Below are 20,436 nucleotides of genomic sequence, written 5' to 3' on the forward strand. Positions count from 1 at the left end.
AACGTGCAATTTCTTAAAAGCAATCAAAAGAGACTCGGGGATGGTGGAAGCCCGGGATTGCTTGATATTGCAGGATCATCTCTTTAGCTTCCTTTCTGACGTTAGTAGGAAAGGACGTCTCATCACGTTACGATGCTTAAGTGGACAGGGAGAAGTTTTTTTCTGTCTAGAAGGGTGGTACCGCGAGAAGCCTTCTCGTCCCTTTTTAGGGATGAGAGGGCTTTTTTTATTTTTTTGTAAATTTTAAAGAAAGCTTGGAGGAATGAAAATGGATTACAAAGATACGCTGCTTATGCCGCAGACCGATTTTCCGATGAGGGGAAATCTTCCGAATAAAGAGCCAGAGATCCAAAAAGTTTGGGAAGAACAAGGGATTTATAAGCAAGTTCAAGAGCGTACGAAAGACCGGCCGAAATTCGTACTCCACGATGGACCGCCATATGCAAATGGCGACATTCACATGGGCCATGCGCTCAACAAAATCTTAAAGGATATGATTGTCCGTTATAAATCAATGAACGGCTTTAATGCTCCATATGTTCCCGGTTGGGATACACACGGACTTCCAATCGAAACTGCTTTAACGAAGAACAAAAAGGTGAAACGTAAAGAAATGAGTGTAGCCGATTTTCGCAAGCTGTGTGAGGAATATGCCTGGAAGCAAATTAAAGGGCAAAAAGAACAGTTTAAACGGCTCGGAGTCAGAGGGGATTGGGAAAATCCATATGTCACGTTAAAACCGGAATATGAGGCGAATCAGATCCTTGTTTTTGGTGAAATGGCGAAGAAGGGCTATATTTACAAAGGATTAAAGCCTGTTTATTGGTCACCTTCCAGTGAGTCTGCTTTGGCGGAAGCGGAAATTGAGTATCAGGACAAACGATCTCCGTCGATCTACGTTGCCTTTGAGGTGAAAGACGGGAAAGGTGTTCTTAATGCAGGCGATAAGATCGTCATCTGGACAACAACACCATGGACAATTCCAGCAAACCTTGGAATCGCGGTTCACCCTGAATTGGAATATAGCGTAGTTGAAGTGGATGGAGCACGGTACGTTGCAGCCAGCGCTTTGGTAGAAGAAGTAACGAAGACATTGGCATTCGAAGATGCTCAAGTTGTAAAAACCTTTAAAGGAAAAGAGCTGGATCATGCAGTTGCCGCACATCCGCTTTACGGCAGAGATTCGCTAATCATGCTCGGTGACCACGTAACGACCGATGCGGGAACCGGCTGTGTCCATACTGCTCCCGGACATGGTGAGGATGACTTTATTATCGGACAGCACTACGGATTAGACGTTCTCTGCCCGGTCGATGAGAAAGGAAATATGACGTCTGAAGCTCCGGGATTTGAAGGCTTGTTCTATGATGAAGCCAATAAATCGATCACGGAAAATTTGCAGGAAAAAGGTGCTTTATTAAAGCTTGAGTTTATCACTCACTCGTATCCTCATGATTGGAGAACGAAAAAACCGACAATCTTCCGGGCGACTGCCCAATGGTTTGCTTCCATAAAGGATTTTAGAAGTGACCTGCTGGAAGCTGTAAAAGAAACTAAATGGATTCCTGCTTGGGGAGAAACACGCCTCTACAACATGGTACGTGACAGAGGTGACTGGTGCATTTCAAGACAGCGGGCATGGGGAGTTCCGATTCCGGTATTTTATGCGGAAGATGGAGAGCCTATTATTACAGACGAAACAATTGCCCATGTTTCATCACTATTCAGAGAGCACGGATCAAACATTTGGTTTGAAAAAGAAGCTGCCGAGCTGCTGCCTGAAGGATTTACTCATCCTGGAAGTCCAAATGGAACGTTTACAAAAGAACAGGACATCATGGATGTTTGGTTTGATTCTGGATCATCTCACCAAGGCGTGTTGGAAGAACGCGATGACCTTGTAAGACCGGCTGATCTTTATTTGGAAGGATCAGATCAATACAGAGGATGGTTCAACTCCTCCTTGTCAACTGCTGTAGCTGTGACAGGAAAAGCACCATATAAAGGAATTCTAAGCCATGGGTTTGCGTTAGACGGAAATGGTCGTAAAATGAGCAAATCACTTGGCAATGTAGTGGTACCAGCGAAAGTAATGAAGCAGCTTGGTGCAGACATCCTGAGGCTCTGGGTATCATCAGTCGACTATCAGGCGGATGTTCGTGTTTCTGATGATATATTGAAGCAGGTTGCGGAAGTCTACCGAAAAATCCGCAATACCTTCCGTTTCTTGCACGGAAACCTTGCTGACTTTGACCCGGCAAAGGATTCCGTTGCACATGAAAATCTGCGCGAGGTTGACCAATATATTTTAATCAAGCTGAATCAGCTGATCGACAAAGTAAAAACGGCTTACGACAATTATGAATTTGCGTCCATTTACCATAGCATTCATAATTTCTGCGCGATTGAGCTAAGCTCCTTCTATCTTGATTTCGCAAAAGATGTGGTCTATATCGAGCACGTGGATCATAAAGACCGCAGAGCCATGCAGACAGTCTTCTACGAAACGTTACTCGCGCTTGTGAAACTGACTGCGCCTATTTTGCCGCACACGACAGACGAAATATGGAAGCATTTGTCATTCGTAAGCGAAAAAAGTGTTCAGCTCGTTGATATGCCTGAAAGCAAAACGATTGATAATGCAGATCAGATTGAAGAAAAATTCGACCGTTTTATGAAATACCGCGGCGATGTATTAAAAGCGTTGGAAGAGGCAAGAAACGAAAAAATAATCGGCAAATCATCAGCGGCAAGCGTTACAATGTATCCGACTCAAGAAACGAAGGCTCTATTTGAGAGCATCAATGAAGATCTCAAACAGCTCTTTATCGTTTCTGATTGGAAGGTTGCAGGATCTCCTGACCAAGCGCCGGAAGAAGCGCTCGAATATGAAGCAGGAAAAATTCTCGTCACTCCTGCGGAAGGAACAACGTGCCAGCGATGCAGAATGGTTTCGAAGGAAGTGGGGCAGGATGTTAATCACCCTGAGCTGTGCCCTCGCTGCGCCGATATTGTAAACAAATATTACCCAGCTTAAGAAAAAAAGCGTAACGGCTTTCCCGCCGTACGCTTTTTTTATGCTGCGATCTCTCTCCAGCGTGAACTAATAAATGTTCTTTGCCAAACATGACAGCGTTTAGTACGGAAGGAAATATCTTTTCAGCTTCAGATTTAAATTTAAGGCAACAATATAAGTACGACTTCATGAACAGGAGCTGAAGAAGGTTGATGAATCATGAGATGGAACCGATCCGCAATGAACTGCTTCAAATGAAAGAAGAGCTCCAATCCAGACTATTCGAGTATTCTTTATTCGACAGTCCCTCGAATCAATCAGAAAGCAATTTATACAAAAAAGCGACTTTAATGCATCATATTAAAGAAGAACTTCAGGATGTCCTTCTTGCTCTCGACAAGATGGAACACGGCGGCTTTGGCATGTGCGAAGAAACCGGCGCTGAGCTCCCGTTTGAAAAGCTATCTGTCCTTCCTACCGCGCGAACCTATGAAGACTTTCGTTATCATGCCCAATTTGAGAAAAAAACTTTGCCTGTGTGGCCCGTATCAGAAACATACGAAGACGAAGCCTTATATAACTAAATAGCTTGCAAGCACTGTGTTGTCAATGAAATTGCTTTGGCTAAAATCTTTATATGTGATAAAATTCATATGATTGATTAAAAAGACAATGGAGGAACATTTGTGCTTTATTATTATCTCGCAGCTTTACTAATTATCGGCCTTGATCAATTAACGAAGTGGCTCGTCGTTAGAAACATGTACTTTGGAGAAAGCATTCCAATTATTGATCAAGTGTTATACATAACCTCCCATAGAAACACAGGAGCTGCTTGGGGGATACTGCCGGGACAAATGTGGTTTTTTTACGGCATTACATGTCTTGTGATTGTATTTATCATATATTATATGCAAAAACATGCAAAGCAGAATAAATGGCTCGGCATTTCATTAGGGTTAATGCTCGGAGGAGCAGTAGGAAACTTCATTGATCGGGTGTTCAGACAAGAAGTGGTTGACTTTGTTCACGTCATTATTGTTAATTATCATTTTCCTATCTTTAACGTTGCAGATTCATCTTTATGTATCGGAGTCGGACTGCTTTTTATACAAATGTTGACAGAAAAGAAAACGAAGGAGTCTGAATAATAGATGGAGTCGCATGTATTTAACGTATTAGCTAGTGATGAAGGCGAACGGATTGATAAATATTTATCGGCAGAAGGAGAAGAATGGTCGCGCACGCTCATTCAGCAGTGGGTGAAAGAAGGCAATGTCAAGGTGAACGAAAGACCTGTCAAATCAAATTATAAAATACAGCTAGGAGATACTGTGTCTGTTTTCGTTCCTGAGCCGGAGCCAGCGGATATTGAGCCCGAGAAGATGGACCTTGATATTTATTATGAAGATGCAGATGTCCTCGTCGTAAATAAACCTAGAGGAATGGTTGTCCACCCTGCACCGGGCCATCTTTCAGGCACGTTAGTAAATGGGCTCATGGCCCACTGCAAGGATTTATCCGGCATAAATGGTGTCATGCGCCCCGGGATTGTCCACCGGATCGATAAAGATACATCAGGGCTTTTAATGGTGGCTAAAAATGATACGGCTCATGAATCATTGGTGAATCAGCTCGTCAACCGGACGGTCACGCGGAGATACAAAGCAGTCGTTCACGGTACGATTCCACACGATGATGGAACGATCGATGCACCGATCGGAAGAGATAAAAAAGACCGTCAAAGTATGACGGTCACAAGAGAAAACAGCAAGCATGCGGTAACTCATTTCCATGTACTAGAGAGATTCGATGAATTTACTTTTGTTGAATGCCGTCTTGAAACGGGAAGGACCCATCAAATTCGTGTTCACATGAAATATATCGGTTATCCGCTCGCTGGAGATCCAAAATACGGCCCGCGTAAAACGGTTCATTTTCCCGGACAGGTCCTGCATGCAGGAGTTCTTGGTTTTCACCATCCCAAAACGGAAGAATATCTTGAGTTTGAGGCGCAGCTGCCTCAAGATATGGAGCTTTTTCTTGAGTCGATCAGGAAAAAATAATTGACAAGCGAATTAACTTCTGGAATACTAATTATAGTTGAATAGTTTCTTTAACACAGTCCAGAGAGGCTGAGAAGGATAACGGTTTTGCAGACGTGTGCAGTCTGTCCCTTCCTCTTGCCTCTAAAGCAAGAGGTTTTTTTGGAGTGAGGTGTTGATTATGTCGGAAAAAGCAGTCATCTTAGATGAACAAGCAATAAGAAGGGCTTTGACCAGAATTGCTCATGAAATGATTGAGCGGAATAAGGGTATGAATAATTGCATTCTCGTCGGAATTAAAACCCGCGGTATTTATTTAGCCAAACGGCTTGCAGCCCGAATCGAACAAATTGAAGGTACATCCGTCAAAGTAGGCGAGCTTGATATTACCCTTTACCGAGACGATCTAACGAAAAAAACAGCTAACGAAGAACCCCTCGTCAAAGGCAGCAACATTCCGTTTGATATAACGGATAAAAAAATTATCGTCGTTGATGATGTGTTGTACACAGGCAGAACGATTCGAGCTGCGATGGATGCTTTAGTTGATAAAGGAAGGCCTTCAGCGATCCAGCTTGCGGTTTTGGTTGACCGCGGCCATCGGGAGCTTCCGATCCGAGCTGACTATATCGGCAAAAACATTCCGACAGCTAAAACAGAGAAGGTTATGGTCCACCTGGTAGAATCAGATCAATTTGATAAAGTTGCAATTTATGAAAATGAATAAAAACCCTTTTTAATGGCAATCCTGTGAGTTTGCAAAGGGGGAACAAAGAATTCACTAAAGAACTTGAGTGAATTCTTAATGTACCTCTTTGCCTTCAGGCAGAGAGTTTTTTTTTGCAGACATTACATCGGAGCAGATGCAGGAGGAAAAATGATGAAACAAAAACATGTGGTTTTAGGGGTTCGCGACATACCAACACCGTTTAACTGGTTAACCTTCAGCCTTCAACATTTATTCGCGATGTTTGGCGCCACGATTTTAGTTCCGAAGCTTGTTGAATTAAGTCCTGCGGTTGCTCTTGTATCAAGCGGTCTTGGAACACTTGCTTATATAATCATTACAAAAGGGCAGATTCCGGCATACTTGGGCTCTTCCTTCGCATTTATTGCACCGATCTTAGGCGCGAAGGCAGCCGGTGGGCCGGGAGCTGCTATGATAGGCGCCTTTATGGCCGGGATTGTTTACGGATTGATCGCTCTTTTGATCCAGAAGCTGGGAACAGGCTGGCTAATGAATCTGCTGCCGCCAATCGTTGTCGGTCCGGTCATTATCGTGATCGGGCTCGGTCTTGCACCAACTGCGGTAGATATGGCGATGTACGACACCAGCTCAGGCGACCCGGTCTATAGCCTAAAATATTTTGCCGTCGCCGGCTTCACCCTTCTGTTAACTGTCGTTTGCGCAATTTTTTTAAAAGGCTTCTTTAGTCTGATACCGGTTCTTATCGGCATTATCGGCGGGTATCTGTTTGCCCTGACTCAGGGAATTGTCAATTTTCAACAGGTGATAGACGCAAATTGGATCAGTGTTCCCGAGTTTGTCTTTCCGTTTGTTGATTACACACCATCGCTTACAACATTACTTATCGGAGCTGCCATGGTGCCTGTTGCATTCGTAACCATGTCTGAGCACATAGGTCATCAAATGGTGTTAAGCAAGGTTGTCGGCACAAACTTCATTGAAAAGCCTGGCCTGCACCGCTCAATTTTTGGCGACAGCGTGGCGACAATGATGGCTGCCTGCATCGGCGGACCGCCAACAACAACCTATGGGGAAAATATTGGGGTTCTAGCGATCACGAGAGTATTTAGCGTATTTATTATCGGGGGTGCGGCTGTTCTTGCCTTTTGCTTCGGCTTTGTCGGCAAAATATCAGCATTGATCAGCTCGATTCCGACACCGGTAATGGGAGGGGTATCATTCCTTCTCTTCGGAATTATCGCTTCAAGCGGCCTAAGAATGCTGATCGACAACAGAATTAACCTTGAAGTCAAACGAAATCTCATTATTTCATCCGTTATTCTGGTTATAGGAGTCGGTGGAGCATTCATCCAAATCTCTAAGTTTCAACTAACCGGCATGGCGCTTTCTGCAATTATTGGAGTCGTTCTTAATCTCGCTTTGCCTGGGAAAGGCACTGTAACTGAAAATGAAAGTCAAGATATTGTTTAACCTTTTAAAAAAAGTCCAGTGAGGCTTTAAAGGGTGAAGGAGGCACGTGTATGCTCTCCTAAAAAGCACCCTAGAGCAATTTTAGCCCGGGGTGCTTTTTGTACCTTGTGCGGAAAATCCAAAGGGGGAAATTAAAATGGCAAATATCACAGCGATGAATGAGCTTTCAACAAAGGAAATTAATGAACTAATCATTGAAGCGAAAAAGTTGAAGAACGGCAAACCTGATGAATCTTTGAAAAATCGATTTGTGGCAAATCTCTTTTTTGAACCAAGCACAAGAACGAGGTTTAGCTTTGAGGTCGCTGAAAAACGTCTCGGAATGAATGTACTAAATTTGGATAGCACGAGCACGAGCGTCCAAAAGGGAGAGAGTTTATACGACACGGTAAAAACACTGGAATCCATCGGTGTTGAGGCCTGTGTCATCAGGCACAGCCAAGATAACTATTATGATGATCTGAAAAATATTGCGATCCCTGTGATTAATGCGGGTGACGGCTGCGGCCAGCATCCGACGCAATCCCTGCTTGATTTAATGACCATTCATGAAGAGTTTGGAAGCTTTCATGGATTAACCGTTTCGATACACGGAGATGTCAAGCACAGCCGGGTGGCGAGGTCAAACGCAGAGGTTCTCTCAAGGCTCGGAGCAAAGGTTTTGTTCTCTGGCCCGGAATATTGGCAGGACAGTAAGAATACCTATGGCCGGTTTGCACCAACGGACGAAGCGGTAAAGCAATCCGATGTGGTGATGCTGCTTAGAATTCAGCATGAGAGGCACCAGTCCCACAATGACATGACAGATTATCTTTCTGACTATGGCCTCACAAAGACTAGAGCCGCTCAAATGAAAAATGAAGCAATCATTATGCATCCGGCACCTGTCAATCGGGGTGTCGAAATCGACAGCGATCTTGTCGAAGCTCCTAACTCAAGGATTTTCAAACAAATGGAAAACGGCGTTTACATTCGAATGGCCGTATTGAAAAAAGCATTACAAGAAAAAATAATCGAAACAAAAGGAGCGGATCATTATGTCATATCTCATTAAAAACGGATGGGTATTAAATGAAGAAGGGAATAAAATCAAACAGGATATTCGAGTTGAAGGCAACACAATAACAGAAATTGGCTCTCTTTCACCGACCAAAGAAGAGCAAGTAATCGAAGCTGAAGGCTTACTTGTTGCCCCCGGGTTTGTAGATTTGCATGTGCATTTGCGGGAACCTGGCGGCGAGAAAAAAGAAACAATCGAAACAGGGACAAAAGCGGCGGCAAAAGGCGGTTTTACAACAATCGCTGCTATGCCGAACACGCGTCCTGTTCCGGATACAATAGAAAACCTGGAGCTCGTCAATGATCGTATAAAAGCTTCAGCTGTCACCCGAGTTTTACCGTATTCAGCGATTACGATCAGACAAACCGGAAAAGAGATGACGGATTTTGCGGCATTAAAAAAATTAGGTGCATTCGCTTTTACCGATGACGGAGTAGGCATTCAGTCTGCGGGAATGATGTATGAAGCGATGAAAAAGGCAGCAAGCCTTGATATGGCGATTGTTGCACATTGCGAAGATAACTCGCTGATCTACGGCGGGAGTGTGCACGAAGGGGGATTTGCCAAAAAACATCAGTTAAACGGAATCCCCTCCATCTGTGAATCTGTACAAATTGCAAGAGATGTTTTGCTCGCTGAAGCAACAGGCTGCCATTACCATGTATGCCATATCAGCACAAAAGAATCGGTTCGTGTAGTCAGGGACGCTAAAAAAGCAGGAATCCGTGTGACAGCGGAGGTTACACCGCATCACTTGCTTCTAACAGACCAGGACATCCCTGGATTGGATACAAATTATAAAATGAATCCTCCTCTTAGAAGCACGGAAGACCGGGAAGCTTTAATTGAAGGACTGCTTGATGGGACGATTGATTTTATCGCGACCGACCATGCACCTCACACTGAGGAAGAGAAGCAGGTGAAAATGGAGCTCGCCCCATTCGGCATCGTAGGACTTGAAACAGCTTTCCCGCTGCTTTATACCCATTTTGTGAAAAATGGAACATGGTCTTTGAAACAGCTGATTGATTACTTAACAGTGAAGCCTTGCGAGGCGTTCAATCTTCCGTATGGCACGATTTCTGTCGGGGGCATTGCGGATCTGACGCTTATTGATATAAACAAGGACGCAAAAATTGATAAACAAACTTTTAACTCAAAAGGGAAAAATACACCTTTTGACGGCATCAGCTGCTTTGGCTGGCCGGCTGCAACGATTGCATCCGGAAAACTCGTGTATAAAGAGGAGAGTGTACTGGCATGAAAAGGCATCTAGTATTGGAAAACGGGGAAATATTTGAAGGAACCGCATTTGGAAGCTTAGAAAACAGTATTGGAGAAGTTGTTTTTAATACGGGAATGACAGGATATCAAGAGATTCTTTCCGATCCATCCTACTGCGGGCAAATCGTTACTTTTACGTACCCATTAATCGGAAACTACGGCATTAACCGTGACGACTTTGAAACGATAACTCCTTTCGTAAAAGGGTTAATTGTAAAAGAATTATGTCAACTACCATCCAATTTTCGTTCTGCTTACACATTGGATGAATATTTAAAGCTAAAAAACATCCCCGGTTTAGCCGGAATTGACACAAGAAAGCTGACACGTTTGATTAGGCAGCACGGTGCTTTAAAAGGTATGTTTACCGGAGTAGATGAGAACCCGGAAGATGTTGTGAAAAAACTAAAAGAAACGGTGCTCCCAACTGATCAGGTAAGTCAAGTGTCAACCTCGAAAGCATATCCAAGCCCTGGAAGAGGCAAGCGGATTGTTTTGGCAGATTTCGGCATGAAGCACGGAATTCTGCGGGAGCTTAATAAACGAAACTGTGATGTCATTGTTGTTCCTTATAATACGACCGCAGACGAAATTCTTCAGCTGAAGCCTGATGGCATCATGCTATCAAACGGCCCTGGCGATCCAGAGGACGTTCCGGAAGCTGTCGAAATGATTCAAGGTATTTTGGGGAAAGTTCCGATGTTTGGAATCTGCCTTGGACACCAGCTGTTTGCTCTTGCGTGCGGCGCAACTACTGAAAAGATGAAATTCGGACATCGCGGATCAAACCATCCCGTCAAGGAGCTTTCAACTGGGAAGGTTGCCCTGACAGCACAAAACCATGGATATACTGTGTCTTCCATCGAAAACACACCGCTTGAAATTACACATACCGCTTTAAATGACGGAACTATCGAAGGATTGAAGCATAAAGAGCTGCCAGCCTTTACGGTTCAATATCATCCGGAAGCATCTCCGGGGCCGGAGGATGCCAATCATTTATTCGATCAATTTATTGAAATGATTGAAACAACAGAGAAAGAAGGGGTCGTATAATGCCGAAGCGTTTAGATATTAAAAAGATTCTTGTCATCGGATCAGGACCAATCATCATTGGACAGGCAGCTGAATTTGACTATGCCGGAACTCAGGCGTGTATCGCTTTAAAGGAAGAAGGCTATGAAGTTGTCCTCGTCAATTCCAACCCGGCAACGATTATGACTGATACAGAAATGGCTGACAAAGTATATATTGAGCCGCTTACGTCAGAATCTGTCACCAGGATCATCCGCAAAGAACAGCCGGACGCTATACTCCCAACCCTGGGAGGCCAAACCGGACTGAATTTGGCGGTTGAGCTTTCAGAGCTTGGCGTATTGCAAGAAAGCGGAGTTGAAGTTTTGGGTACAAAGCTGTCAGCTATTCAAAAAGCGGAGGACAGAGATCTTTTTCGTAGCTTAATGAGGGAACTAAATGAGCCTGTACCGGAAAGCGAAATTATTCACAACTTGGCTGAAGCAAACGATTTTGTCGACAAAATTGGTTTTCCTGTTATCGTCAGACCTGCCTATACACTAGGGGGGACAGGAGGAGGAATTTGCTCCAATCAGGAAGAATTAGAGGAAATCGTCGAAAACGGATTAAAATTAAGTCCGGTTCATCAATGCTTGCTTGAGAAAAGTATCGCTGGATTTAAAGAGATTGAGTATGAAGTGATGCGCGACAGCAATGATCATGCCATTGTCGTTTGTAACATGGAAAATATTGATCCGGTCGGTATTCACACAGGTGACAGCATCGTCGTCGCACCGAGCCAGACCTTAAGCGATAGGGAATATCAGCTGCTGAGAAATGTGTCTCTGAAGCTCATTCGCGCGCTTGGAATTGAGGGCGGCTGTAACGTTCAGCTAGCTCTTGACCCTTACAGCTTTCAATACTACATTATCGAAGTTAATCCAAGGGTGAGCCGTTCATCTGCCCTTGCTTCAAAAGCGACCGGTTATCCGATTGCCAAGCTTGCGGCTAAAATTGCGGTAGGTTTGTCGCTCGATGAAATGATGAACCCGGTTACCGGGAAAACTTACGCGTGCTTTGAACCGGCCCTTGACTACGTCGTTTCAAAAATACCGCGCTGGCCTTTTGATAAATTTGAGTCCGGAAACAGGAAGCTCGGTACGCAAATGAAAGCTACAGGAGAAGTAATGGCGATCGGGAGAAACCTTGAGGAATCGCTGTTAAAGGCTGTACGTTCGCTTGAGGCAGATGTGTACCATCTCGAATTGAAGAATCCTTCTGACATTACTGACGAGGTGCTTGAGAAGCGGATTAGAAAAGCTGGGGACGAAAGACTTTTCTATCTTGCTGAAGCTTTACGCAGAGGCTACACGACCCATCAGCTTCATGACTTTTCAAAAATTGATTGTTTCTTTTTAAATAAAATAGCTGGCATCGTCGAATTTGAGAAGAGTTTAAAAGAATCTAAAGGTGATGCGGCGGTTCTGACGGAAGCGAAGAAGCTGGGTTTTTCCGATATTTATATCAGCAGAGAATGGGATATGACAGAAAGAGAAATTTATCAGCTAAGAAAAGAATTAAAGATTGCGCCTGTTTATAAAATGGTGGACACATGTGCAGCTGAGTTTGAATCTGAAACGCCTTATTTTTACAGCACGTACGAAGAAGAAAATGAATCAGTTGTAACGGATAAAAAGAGCGTTCTAGTACTTGGATCCGGTCCGATACGTATCGGTCAGGGAGTTGAATTCGATTACGCGACCGTCCACTCTGTATGGGCAATTAAACAATCCGGCTACGAAGCGATCATAGTAAATAACAATCCCGAAACGGTTTCCACAGATTTCAGTATTTCTGACAAGCTGTATTTTGAACCGTTGACGATTGAAGATGTAATGCACATTATTGATCTTGAGAAGCCAGAAGGAGTTGTTGTGCAATTTGGCGGGCAAACGGCAATAAACCTCGCTGATGAGCTTGCGAACAGAGGAGTAAAAATTCTTGGAACATCATTGGAAGACATGGACAAGGCGGAAAATCGCGACAAGTTTGAACAATTGATGAATTACTTGAATATCCCGCAGCCTCTTGGAAAAACGGCAACTTCTGTCCCTGAAGCTGTCGCAATCGGAAAAGAAATCGGTTATCCAGTCCTCGTCCGGCCTTCTTATGTACTTGGCGGCAGGGCGATGCAAATCGTGTATCAAGAAAGCGACCTGCTTCATTACATGGAGAATGCAGTTAGGGTCAATCCGCAGCATCCCGTCCTGATCGATAAATATTTAACCGGAAAAGAAATCGAAGTTGACGCGATATCAGACGGGGAAACTGTTGTGATCCCGGGAATTATGGAGCATATCGAACGTGCGGGCGTCCATTCAGGAGATAGCATCGCTGTTTATCCTCCACAGACGCTGTCTGAAGAGATTAAGAAAAAAATTGAAGCACATACGATTTCGTTGGCAAAAGGCTTAAAGATTAAAGGGCTTCTCAATATCCAGTTTGTTCTTACGAAAGATGAAGTTTATGTACTCGAGGTAAATCCAAGGTCCAGCCGAACTGTTCCATTCTTAAGCAAAATTACCGGAATTCCGATGGCTAACCTGGCAACTAAAGTCATCCTCGGAAATAAGCTTTCTGACTTTCAATTCACAGAAGGCTTGCAAAAGGAACAAAACGGGGTGTATGTAAAGGTTCCGGTTTTCTCCTTCGCTAAGCTAAGACGTGTAGATATTACGCTCGGACCTGAAATGAAATCAACCGGCGAAGTGATGGGCAAGGATATGACTGTAGAAAAAGCACTTTACAAAGGACTGATCGCTTCCGGAATCCAAATACCGAATGACGGCTCTGTGCTATTGACAGTAGCTGATAAAGATAAAGAAGAAGGCCTTGCGCTGGCTAAACGTTTCCATTCAATCGGCTATAAAATATTGGCAACAAAAGGGACTGCTGATTATTTAGCTCAAAATGATATTCCGGCAAAAATTGTCGGCAAAATTGGCGAGGAAGGTACGAATCTTCTCGATGTTATTCGCAACGGCGATGCACAATTCGTTATTAACACATTGACAAGAGGTAAGCAGCCTGCAACAGACGGTTTCCGAATCAGAAGGGAATCGGTTGAAAACGGCGTTGCCTGTCTGACCTCTTTTGACACGGCAGAAGCAATTCTCCGAGTGCTTGAGAGCATGACATTCCGTGCAGATGCCATGCCTGCCGCTTTATCCAATCAAGAGGTGGCTCTTACAAAATGAGAAAAGAATTATTAACGGTCGGTTCAAATGAGTGTATTGCCGACAATATATATAAGCTCATTTTAGAGGGAGACATGGTCCAAGACTTTAAAAAACCGGGGCAATTTGTTCACTTGAAAGTCAGTGAGTCTATGACACCTCTGCTCAGAAGACCGATCAGTGTAGCTGAAATAAATCATGATCAATCTGAAGTTACGCTGATATTCCGGAAGGAAGGAGAAGGTACAAGTCTTCTGGCGGAAAAAAAACGAGGTGATCAAGTGGACGTCCTTGGTCCTCTTGGCAATGGATTCGATGTTGAAAACTTTACAGAAGGCAAAAAAGCTTTGATCATCGGAGGAGGCGTTGGGGTGCCTCCTCTCTATGAACTAAGCAAACAGCTGACAAGTAAGGGGATCCTTGCGACTCATGTCCTCGGCTTTCAGTCGGCAAAGGATGTATTCTTTGAACGCCAGTTTAAAGAACTTGGGGAAACTTTCGTAGCAACGGTAGACGGGACACACGGTATTCAAGGATTCGTAACGGATGTAATCGACAAGGAACAGCTGGACTTTGATTACCTGCTTGCATGCGGACCAACACCGATGCTGCGGGCGCTCAAGATGAAATATCCGGATCGTGAAGTGTACCTTTCGATGGAGGAACGAATGGGATGCGGGATAGGCGCATGCTTTGCCTGTGTATGCCACACAGACCAAAGTGAAAAGACATATGTCAAGGTTTGTCTTGACGGCCCCGTCTTCAAAGCAGAGGAGGTCTTGCTGTAATGCTGAACGTACAATTGCCTGGTTTAGATTTGAAAAATCCAATTATTCCGGCATCCGGCTGCTTTGGATTTGGGCAAGAATTTGCCAAATTCTATGATTTGAATCTTCTAGGCTCGATCATGATTAAAGCAACGACAAAAGATGCACGCTATGGGAATCCGACTCCGCGTGTCGCAGAAACAGGAGCTGGTATGCTCAATGCCATCGGGCTGCAAAACCCCGGGCTGAAGCATGTCATGGAAAATGAGCTTCCTTGGCTTGAGCAGTATGATCTACCAATCATTGCGAATGTCGCCGGATCGCAGCTTGAGGATTATGTAGAAGTCGCTGAAGAAATCAGCACAGCGAAAAATGTAAAGGCACTTGAATTGAATATTTCTTGCCCGAACGTAAAAACTGGCGGGATTGCTTTCGGAACAATTCCTGAAACAGCTGCTGAATTAACCAAAGCGGTCAAAAATGTTTCCAGTGTGCCCGTCTATGTGAAGCTGTCGCCGAATGTCAGCAGCATTACCGAAATGGCAAAAGCAATTGAAGACGCAGGTGCTGATGGACTTACATTGATCAATACATTGGTGGGTATGAGGCTGAATTTAAAGAACGGAAAACCGATTCTTGCCAATGGTACGGGTGGATTGTCCGGACCTGCTGTCAAGCCGGTCGCCGTTCGAATGGTTTATGAAGTCAGCCAGGCAGTGAAAATTCCTGTTATCGGAATGGGCGGGGTTCAATCGGCTGAAGATGTCCTAGAGTTTCTACTTGCTGGTGCAAGTGCGGTTGCTGTAGGTACAGCGAACTTTGTGAACCCGTTTGTTTGTCCTGAAATTATTGATGAACTCCCAAATGTATTGAAAAAGTATGGATACTCGTCTGCCCGGGATTGTATCGGAAGGAGCTGGAAACTTGAAGCAGAATCTGCCAATCATCGCACTTGATTTTTCAACAGTAAATGAAACCCTGTCCTTTTTAGATCGCTTCAAGGGAGAAGATCTCTATGTCAAGGTTGGTATGGAGCTGTTCTACCAGGAAGGCCCTCAAGTCATTCACTTATTGAAGGATAGAAACTGCCGAATTTTTTTGGATTTAAAGCTGCATGATATACCAACCACAGTGAAAAAGGCGATGCATGGCTTAGCGAAGCTTGGTGTCGACTTGGTGAACGTACACGCGGCAGGCGGAAAAAAAATGATGCAAGCGGCATTAGAAGGATTAACAGCAGGAACACCTGAAGGGAAAACAAGACCATCTTTAATCGCTGTTACCCAGCTAACGAGCACGTCAAAACAGATGTTAAATGATGAGCTGCTTATTGGAAAAAGCTTAGAGCAAACGGTATTGCATTACAGCCAAATGGCTTTTGAAAGCGGCTTAGACGGGGTTGTTTGTTCTGTTCATGAAGCTGAAGCGATTCGCAGCGTGACTTCAGACTCATTTTTAACAGTAACTCCTGGTATTCGGCTTGAATCAGATCAAGCAGACGACCAAGTAAGAATTGCAACGCCTGCTTATGCAAGAGAAAAAAATGTATCTCATATTGTGGTCGGCCGCTCGATTACAAAAGCTGCCGACCCAATTCAAGCTTACAGGCAGGTAAAATCAGGCTGGGAGGGATCAATGTGAAAGAACTTATTGCAAAGCACTTATTAAATATAGAAGCTGTTTTTTTAAAACCGAATGATCCATTTACGTGGACAAGCGGAATGCTGTCGCCAATCTACTGTGATAACAGGATAACGATTTCTTATCCTGAAGTAAGAAATGATATTGCCGAAGGCTTCAAAGCAATAATTGAAGAGAAGTTTCCGGATGTGGAGATGATCGCAGGCGCTGCAACAGGCGGTGTTCCCCATGCGACACTTTTAAGTGACCGCCTCGGTCTGCCGATGAGCTATGTCAGAAGCAAGCCTAAAGGCCACGGAAAAGGAAATCAAATTGAAGGAAAAGCTACAGATGGCCAGAAAGTGGTCATCATTGAGGACCTCATTTCTACAGGCGGAAGTGTCATTAAAGTGGCAAATGCTTTAAAACAGGCAGGCTGTGAAGTCCTCGGAGTATTAAGCATCTTTACTTACGGATTCGATAAAGCAGGCATCGCATTTGAAAACGAAGGAATCTCCTATACTTCATTGACAGACTACGATACGTTAATAAAAGTAGGAGTTGAAGAAGGTTTCGTTACAGAAAACGAAATACATAAATTAAAGACATGGAGAAACAATCCTGACTCAAGAGAATGGATGAAAAGCTGAGAACAAACCGCTTCTTTTATTTGAAGCGGTTTTTTAGCGAATATTCATATAATAATATTTTAAAGGATTAAATTTCTATATAATCTCTCTGTTTTCCTATTTTTCTGAATATATCCGTTTAATTTTGTTTTATGAAATTCGCACAAAACTTATTAAAACAGTCGGATTGACTATTAGCCGAATTATGATAAAATAACATCATTAATAGATTGTTAATCAAGAGAGTCAGAGGGACTTTAGACCTCCTGAAGCCCGGCAGCCTGCAATTTATTGCAAGGTGCTGCTTCCAGTAAAATATCTTTCATTTTAAAAAGATAGGGTTCATATCTCGATCCTCATCTTTAGTAAGACCCCAATCTCAAGTATTCCGGGAAATCTGCGAAGATAGGTTGGGATTAATGCAGGAAGGCTTTTCTCAGGTATACTGTTGCAATGCCTCCACTTCATATCCTATTCGTCCACGCTGATTGAAGGATTACTTTATTTACAAGGGAGTACTGGGAAGATATAAATAAAGATAACGGATAATTAACATGAAAAATCAATTTCTAGGTTGATATCCCATTGAAGAAACATATGATGGAAAGAATCAACTTTTGGGAGTAGGAGGGATTATTATTTTAACATTTAAAACATGGGAAGATACGGAGCAGTCCTTTGAAATAGATGAAACGTATAAAGGAGCATTATCTGTTTTGGATTGGGCATATAGCCACTATGGCGAGAATCTTGTCTATGCCTGCAGCTTTGGTATTGAAGGTATTGTTCTCATTGATCTAATCAGCAAAGTTAAAAAAGATGCAACGATTGTTTTTCTGGATACAGGACTTCACTTTAAGGAAACATATGAAACGATAGATCGGGTAAAAGAACGCTATCCTGATTTAAATATTGTGTTGAAAAAACCTTCTCTAACCGTTGAGGAGCAAGGTAATATTCACGGCGACAATCTATGGGAAAGAGATCCCCAAAGTTGCTGCCACATCCGGAAGATTCTTCCCCTGCAGGAAGTGATGGCTGAGTATCCTGCTTGGATTTCAGGGTTAAGGAGAGAGCAATCGCCGACCAGAAAAAACACGAACTTTTTGAACAAAGATGATAAGTTCCAATCAATAAAAGTTTGCCCCCTTATTCATTGGACATGGAAGGATATTTGGAGATATACGAGCAAACATGAGCTAACGTATAATGTGTTGCACGATCAAGGATATCCGAGCATTGGCTGTGCCCCGTGTACAAATCCGGCATTTACTGCCGAGGATTTAAGGTCCGGAAGATGGACGGGATCCAATAAAACCGAATGCGGGCTGCATGAATAAGGAGAAGTACCATGGAAATTGCTGCAATTATTCTTAGTCTTTTTTTCGCAATGAATATCGGTGCGAGCGGTGCTGCAGCTTCCATGGGAATTGCGTATGGGTCAGGCGCTGTGCCTAAATACAGGCACGCGCTTATCATTTGTGCGGTCGGAGTGCTGCTTGGTGCAGTGATCGGCGGCGGAGAAGTGATTAAAACGATCAGTTCCGGAATCATTCCGGAACATATTATTACTATCGAAATTGTCAGCATCATTATCGGATCTGCAGGTTTATCTCTGTTTATTGCCAATGTTCTGGGCATTCCCCTTTCCACAAGTGAAGTAACAGTGGGAGCCGTTGTCGGTGTCGGGATTGCCTATCAGGTTCTCTATATAAAGTCCATTTTTATTATTCTCATCTTTTGGGTAATAGTGCCAGTAATTGCTTTTTGTATCACCTATTTCGCTGGCAGATTATTCAATTTTGGCAAATATCAACGGATGGGAAAATTCGGAAAAATCCTTACAGTGCTATTAATCGCATCTGGTTTTTTTGAAGCTTTTTCCGCAGGAATGAACAACGTTGCCAATGCGGTAGGTCCTTTAGTTGCCGCTGGTGTATTGACCGTTAATCAAGGAACTTTGTACGGGGGTCTGTTTGTTGCTCTTGGCGCACTTATTCTCGGCCGGAGGGTTCTTGAAACAAATGGCAAAAAAATCACTAACCTTACAAAGGGAGAAGGCATATTGTTGTCCTCAACCGGAGCGGCACTTGTGATAATCAGCAGCATTTTTGGTATGCCTGTACCGCTGACGCAAGTGACCTCTTCATCTATTATCGGGATGGGGATGGCGAAAAATGGAAGAAATGTATTCCATAAAGATATAGTGAAAACAATGTTCAAGGTTTGGGTTGTATCACCCATACTTTCATTGACTTTATCCTATTTTCTTGTATGTATATTATTAATAGGAGATTATTACACAGCGTTCATTATGTTCAGCGTCTTGCTGGCTTCAATTGGTGTTCTAAGTTTAATGAAATCAGTAAAAAACGAAAGAAGATCGGTGCATGAGCAAGGCGGCGGAATATAATAGATATATTTTTTCATTTTTAGGAGGAAAATCATGAGTTTAGCCCCACACGGAGGAAAATTAATCAACAGAATCAACCTTAATTACGACGTAACCGAAGTAAAAGCCGAGATTCAATTGGATACTATCGCGTTTGCTGACCTGGAGCTTATAGGTACAGGCGGATATAGTCCGTTGGAAGGGTTTTTCGGAAAGGGAGACTATGAATCCGTTGTCCAGCAAATGCGTCTGGCGGATGGCACAGTATGGACGATTCCAATTACGCTTCCTGTTTCAGACGAAGAGGCTGGAAGTCTTGAAATTGGTGAAACTGCCAAGCTTGTTTACCAAGGTGAGGTTTACGGAGTAATAGAAATCAATGATATTTATGTACCAGATAAACAAACAGAGGCTAAACTTATTTATAAAACGGATGAAACGGCTCATCCGGGAGTTAAAAAGCTTTACGAACGAGGAAACACCTATGTTGGTGGGAAAATCACAGTAACGAAGAGAAGCGAAAAAACATACCCTGAAAATACCGCCGATCCGGTTGATACAAGAAAACGATTTGAAGAAAAAGGCTGGAAAACGATTGTGGGCTTTCAGACGAGAAACCCTGTACACAGAGCGCATGAGTATATCCAGAAAACGGCGCTTGAAACAGTGGATGGCCTATATTTAAATCCGCTCGTAGGTGAAACGAAATCTGATGATATTCCGGCAAACGTTCGGATGGAAAGCTATCACGTCCTGCTTGACAATTACTATCCGAAAAACAGGGTTTTACTTGGTGTCTTCCCGGCTGCTATGAGATATGCCGGACCTAAGGAAGCTATTTTCCATGCAATTGTCAGAAAGAACTATGGCTGTACCCACTTTATTGTCGGAAGAGACCATGCCGGCGTAGGTGATTATTACGGAACATACGAAGCTCAAGAACTGTTTGATCAATTTACGCCTGAAGAAATCGGTATTTTGCCGTTGAAATTTGAGCATAGCTTCTATTGTCAGGCTTGCGGATCAATGGCTACGGCAAAAACGTGCCCGCACGATAAAGAGCAACACGTTTTCCTCTCGGGGACGAAAGTAAGGCAAATGTTAAAAAACGGCGAATATCCGCCAAGCACATTCAGCAGGCCGGAGGTTATTGAAACGCTAATCAAAGGACTTAAGGCTGTCGCCAAGTAAGGA

17 protein-coding genes are annotated in these 20,436 nt (G+C 43.5%); all 17 read left to right on the forward strand.

Annotation, left to right across the window (positions count from 1 at the left end):
• Positions 1-268 precede the first annotated feature (268 nt).
• The 17 genes from ileS (at position 269) to sat (ending at position 20,433) form a co-directional block, all read left to right on the forward strand.
• Positions 269-3,037, forward strand: coding sequence for an isoleucine--tRNA ligase (gene ileS, locus AM592_RS04820; RefSeq protein ID WP_053602737.1), 2,769 nt, complete (start codon positions 269-271; stop codon positions 3,035-3,037).
• A 191-nt stretch (positions 3,038-3,228) separates the two neighbouring features.
• Positions 3,229-3,600 (forward strand): TraR/DksA family transcriptional regulator, encoded by a 372-nt coding sequence (locus tag AM592_RS04825; RefSeq protein WP_053605986.1) that lies wholly within the window; start codon positions 3,229-3,231, stop codon positions 3,598-3,600.
• 102 nt (positions 3,601-3,702) lie between these two features.
• Positions 3,703-4,167, forward strand: coding sequence for a signal peptidase II (gene lspA / locus AM592_RS04830; protein WP_053602738.1), 465 nt, complete (start codon positions 3,703-3,705; stop codon positions 4,165-4,167).
• A gap of 3 nt (positions 4,168-4,170) precedes the next feature.
• A complete protein-coding gene (locus AM592_RS04835; RefSeq protein ID WP_053602739.1) occupies positions 4,171-5,082 on the forward strand; it encodes an RluA family pseudouridine synthase in 912 nt (303 codons plus the stop codon).
• 160 nt (positions 5,083-5,242) lie between these two features.
• On the forward strand, positions 5,243-5,788 hold the full coding sequence (gene pyrR, locus AM592_RS04840; RefSeq protein WP_053602740.1) for a bifunctional pyr operon transcriptional regulator/uracil phosphoribosyltransferase PyrR: 546 nt from the start codon (positions 5,243-5,245) through the stop codon (positions 5,786-5,788).
• 153 nt (positions 5,789-5,941) lie between these two features.
• Positions 5,942-7,240 (forward strand): solute carrier family 23 protein, encoded by a 1,299-nt coding sequence (locus tag AM592_RS04845; protein ID WP_053602741.1) that lies wholly within the window; start codon positions 5,942-5,944, stop codon positions 7,238-7,240.
• 136 nt (positions 7,241-7,376) lie between these two features.
• Positions 7,377-8,294 carry an aspartate carbamoyltransferase catalytic subunit gene (locus AM592_RS04850; RefSeq protein WP_053602742.1) on the forward strand — a complete coding sequence of 306 codons (918 nt, stop codon included), beginning with the start codon at positions 7,377-7,379 and terminating at the stop codon, positions 8,292-8,294.
• A complete protein-coding gene (locus AM592_RS04855; RefSeq protein ID WP_053602743.1) occupies positions 8,278-9,564 on the forward strand; it encodes a dihydroorotase in 1,287 nt (428 codons plus the stop codon). Before AM592_RS04850 ends, AM592_RS04855 begins: the two co-directional genes overlap by 17 nt.
• Positions 9,561-10,640: a carbamoyl phosphate synthase small subunit gene (locus AM592_RS04860; protein WP_053602744.1), complete on the forward strand. Its 1,080-nt coding sequence runs from the start codon at positions 9,561-9,563 to the stop codon at positions 10,638-10,640. Before AM592_RS04855 ends, AM592_RS04860 begins: the two co-directional genes overlap by 4 nt.
• Complete coding sequence (gene carB / locus AM592_RS04865; RefSeq protein WP_053602745.1) at positions 10,640-13,855, forward strand: carbamoyl-phosphate synthase large subunit; 3,216 nt, start codon at positions 10,640-10,642, stop codon at positions 13,853-13,855. Before AM592_RS04860 ends, carB begins: the two co-directional genes overlap by 1 nt.
• The gene (locus AM592_RS04870; RefSeq protein WP_053602746.1) at positions 13,852-14,622 is read left to right on the forward strand and encodes a dihydroorotate dehydrogenase electron transfer subunit; all 771 of its coding nucleotides are present in this window, start codon (positions 13,852-13,854) and stop codon (positions 14,620-14,622) included. The genes carB and AM592_RS04870 overlap by 4 nt, the downstream gene beginning before the upstream one ends.
• Positions 14,622-15,557 carry a dihydroorotate dehydrogenase gene (locus tag AM592_RS04875; protein WP_053602747.1) on the forward strand — a complete coding sequence of 312 codons (936 nt, stop codon included), beginning with the start codon at positions 14,622-14,624 and terminating at the stop codon, positions 15,555-15,557. The genes AM592_RS04870 and AM592_RS04875 overlap by 1 nt, the downstream gene beginning before the upstream one ends.
• Positions 15,526-16,242, forward strand: coding sequence for an orotidine-5'-phosphate decarboxylase (pyrF, locus tag AM592_RS04880; protein ID WP_053602748.1), 717 nt, complete (start codon positions 15,526-15,528; stop codon positions 16,240-16,242). Before AM592_RS04875 ends, pyrF begins: the two co-directional genes overlap by 32 nt.
• Positions 16,239-16,871: an orotate phosphoribosyltransferase gene (gene pyrE, locus AM592_RS04885; protein WP_053602749.1), complete on the forward strand. Its 633-nt coding sequence runs from the start codon at positions 16,239-16,241 to the stop codon at positions 16,869-16,871. Before pyrF ends, pyrE begins: the two co-directional genes overlap by 4 nt.
• A gap of 617 nt (positions 16,872-17,488) precedes the next feature.
• Positions 17,489-18,190 (forward strand): phosphoadenylyl-sulfate reductase, encoded by a 702-nt coding sequence (locus AM592_RS04890; protein ID WP_053605987.1) that lies wholly within the window; start codon positions 17,489-17,491, stop codon positions 18,188-18,190.
• A gap of 11 nt (positions 18,191-18,201) precedes the next feature.
• Positions 18,202-19,263 (forward strand): sulfate permease, encoded by a 1,062-nt coding sequence (locus AM592_RS04895; protein WP_053602750.1) that lies wholly within the window; start codon positions 18,202-18,204, stop codon positions 19,261-19,263.
• A 33-nt stretch (positions 19,264-19,296) separates the two neighbouring features.
• Positions 19,297-20,433 (forward strand): sulfate adenylyltransferase, encoded by a 1,137-nt coding sequence (gene sat / locus AM592_RS04900; RefSeq protein ID WP_053602751.1) that lies wholly within the window; start codon positions 19,297-19,299, stop codon positions 20,431-20,433.
• Positions 20,434-20,436: the final 3 nt, after the last annotated feature.

Origin of the sequence: Bacillus gobiensis (assembly GCF_001278705.1) — a bacterium.
Taxonomy (GTDB): domain Bacteria; phylum Bacillota; class Bacilli; order Bacillales; family Bacillaceae; genus Bacillus; species Bacillus gobiensis.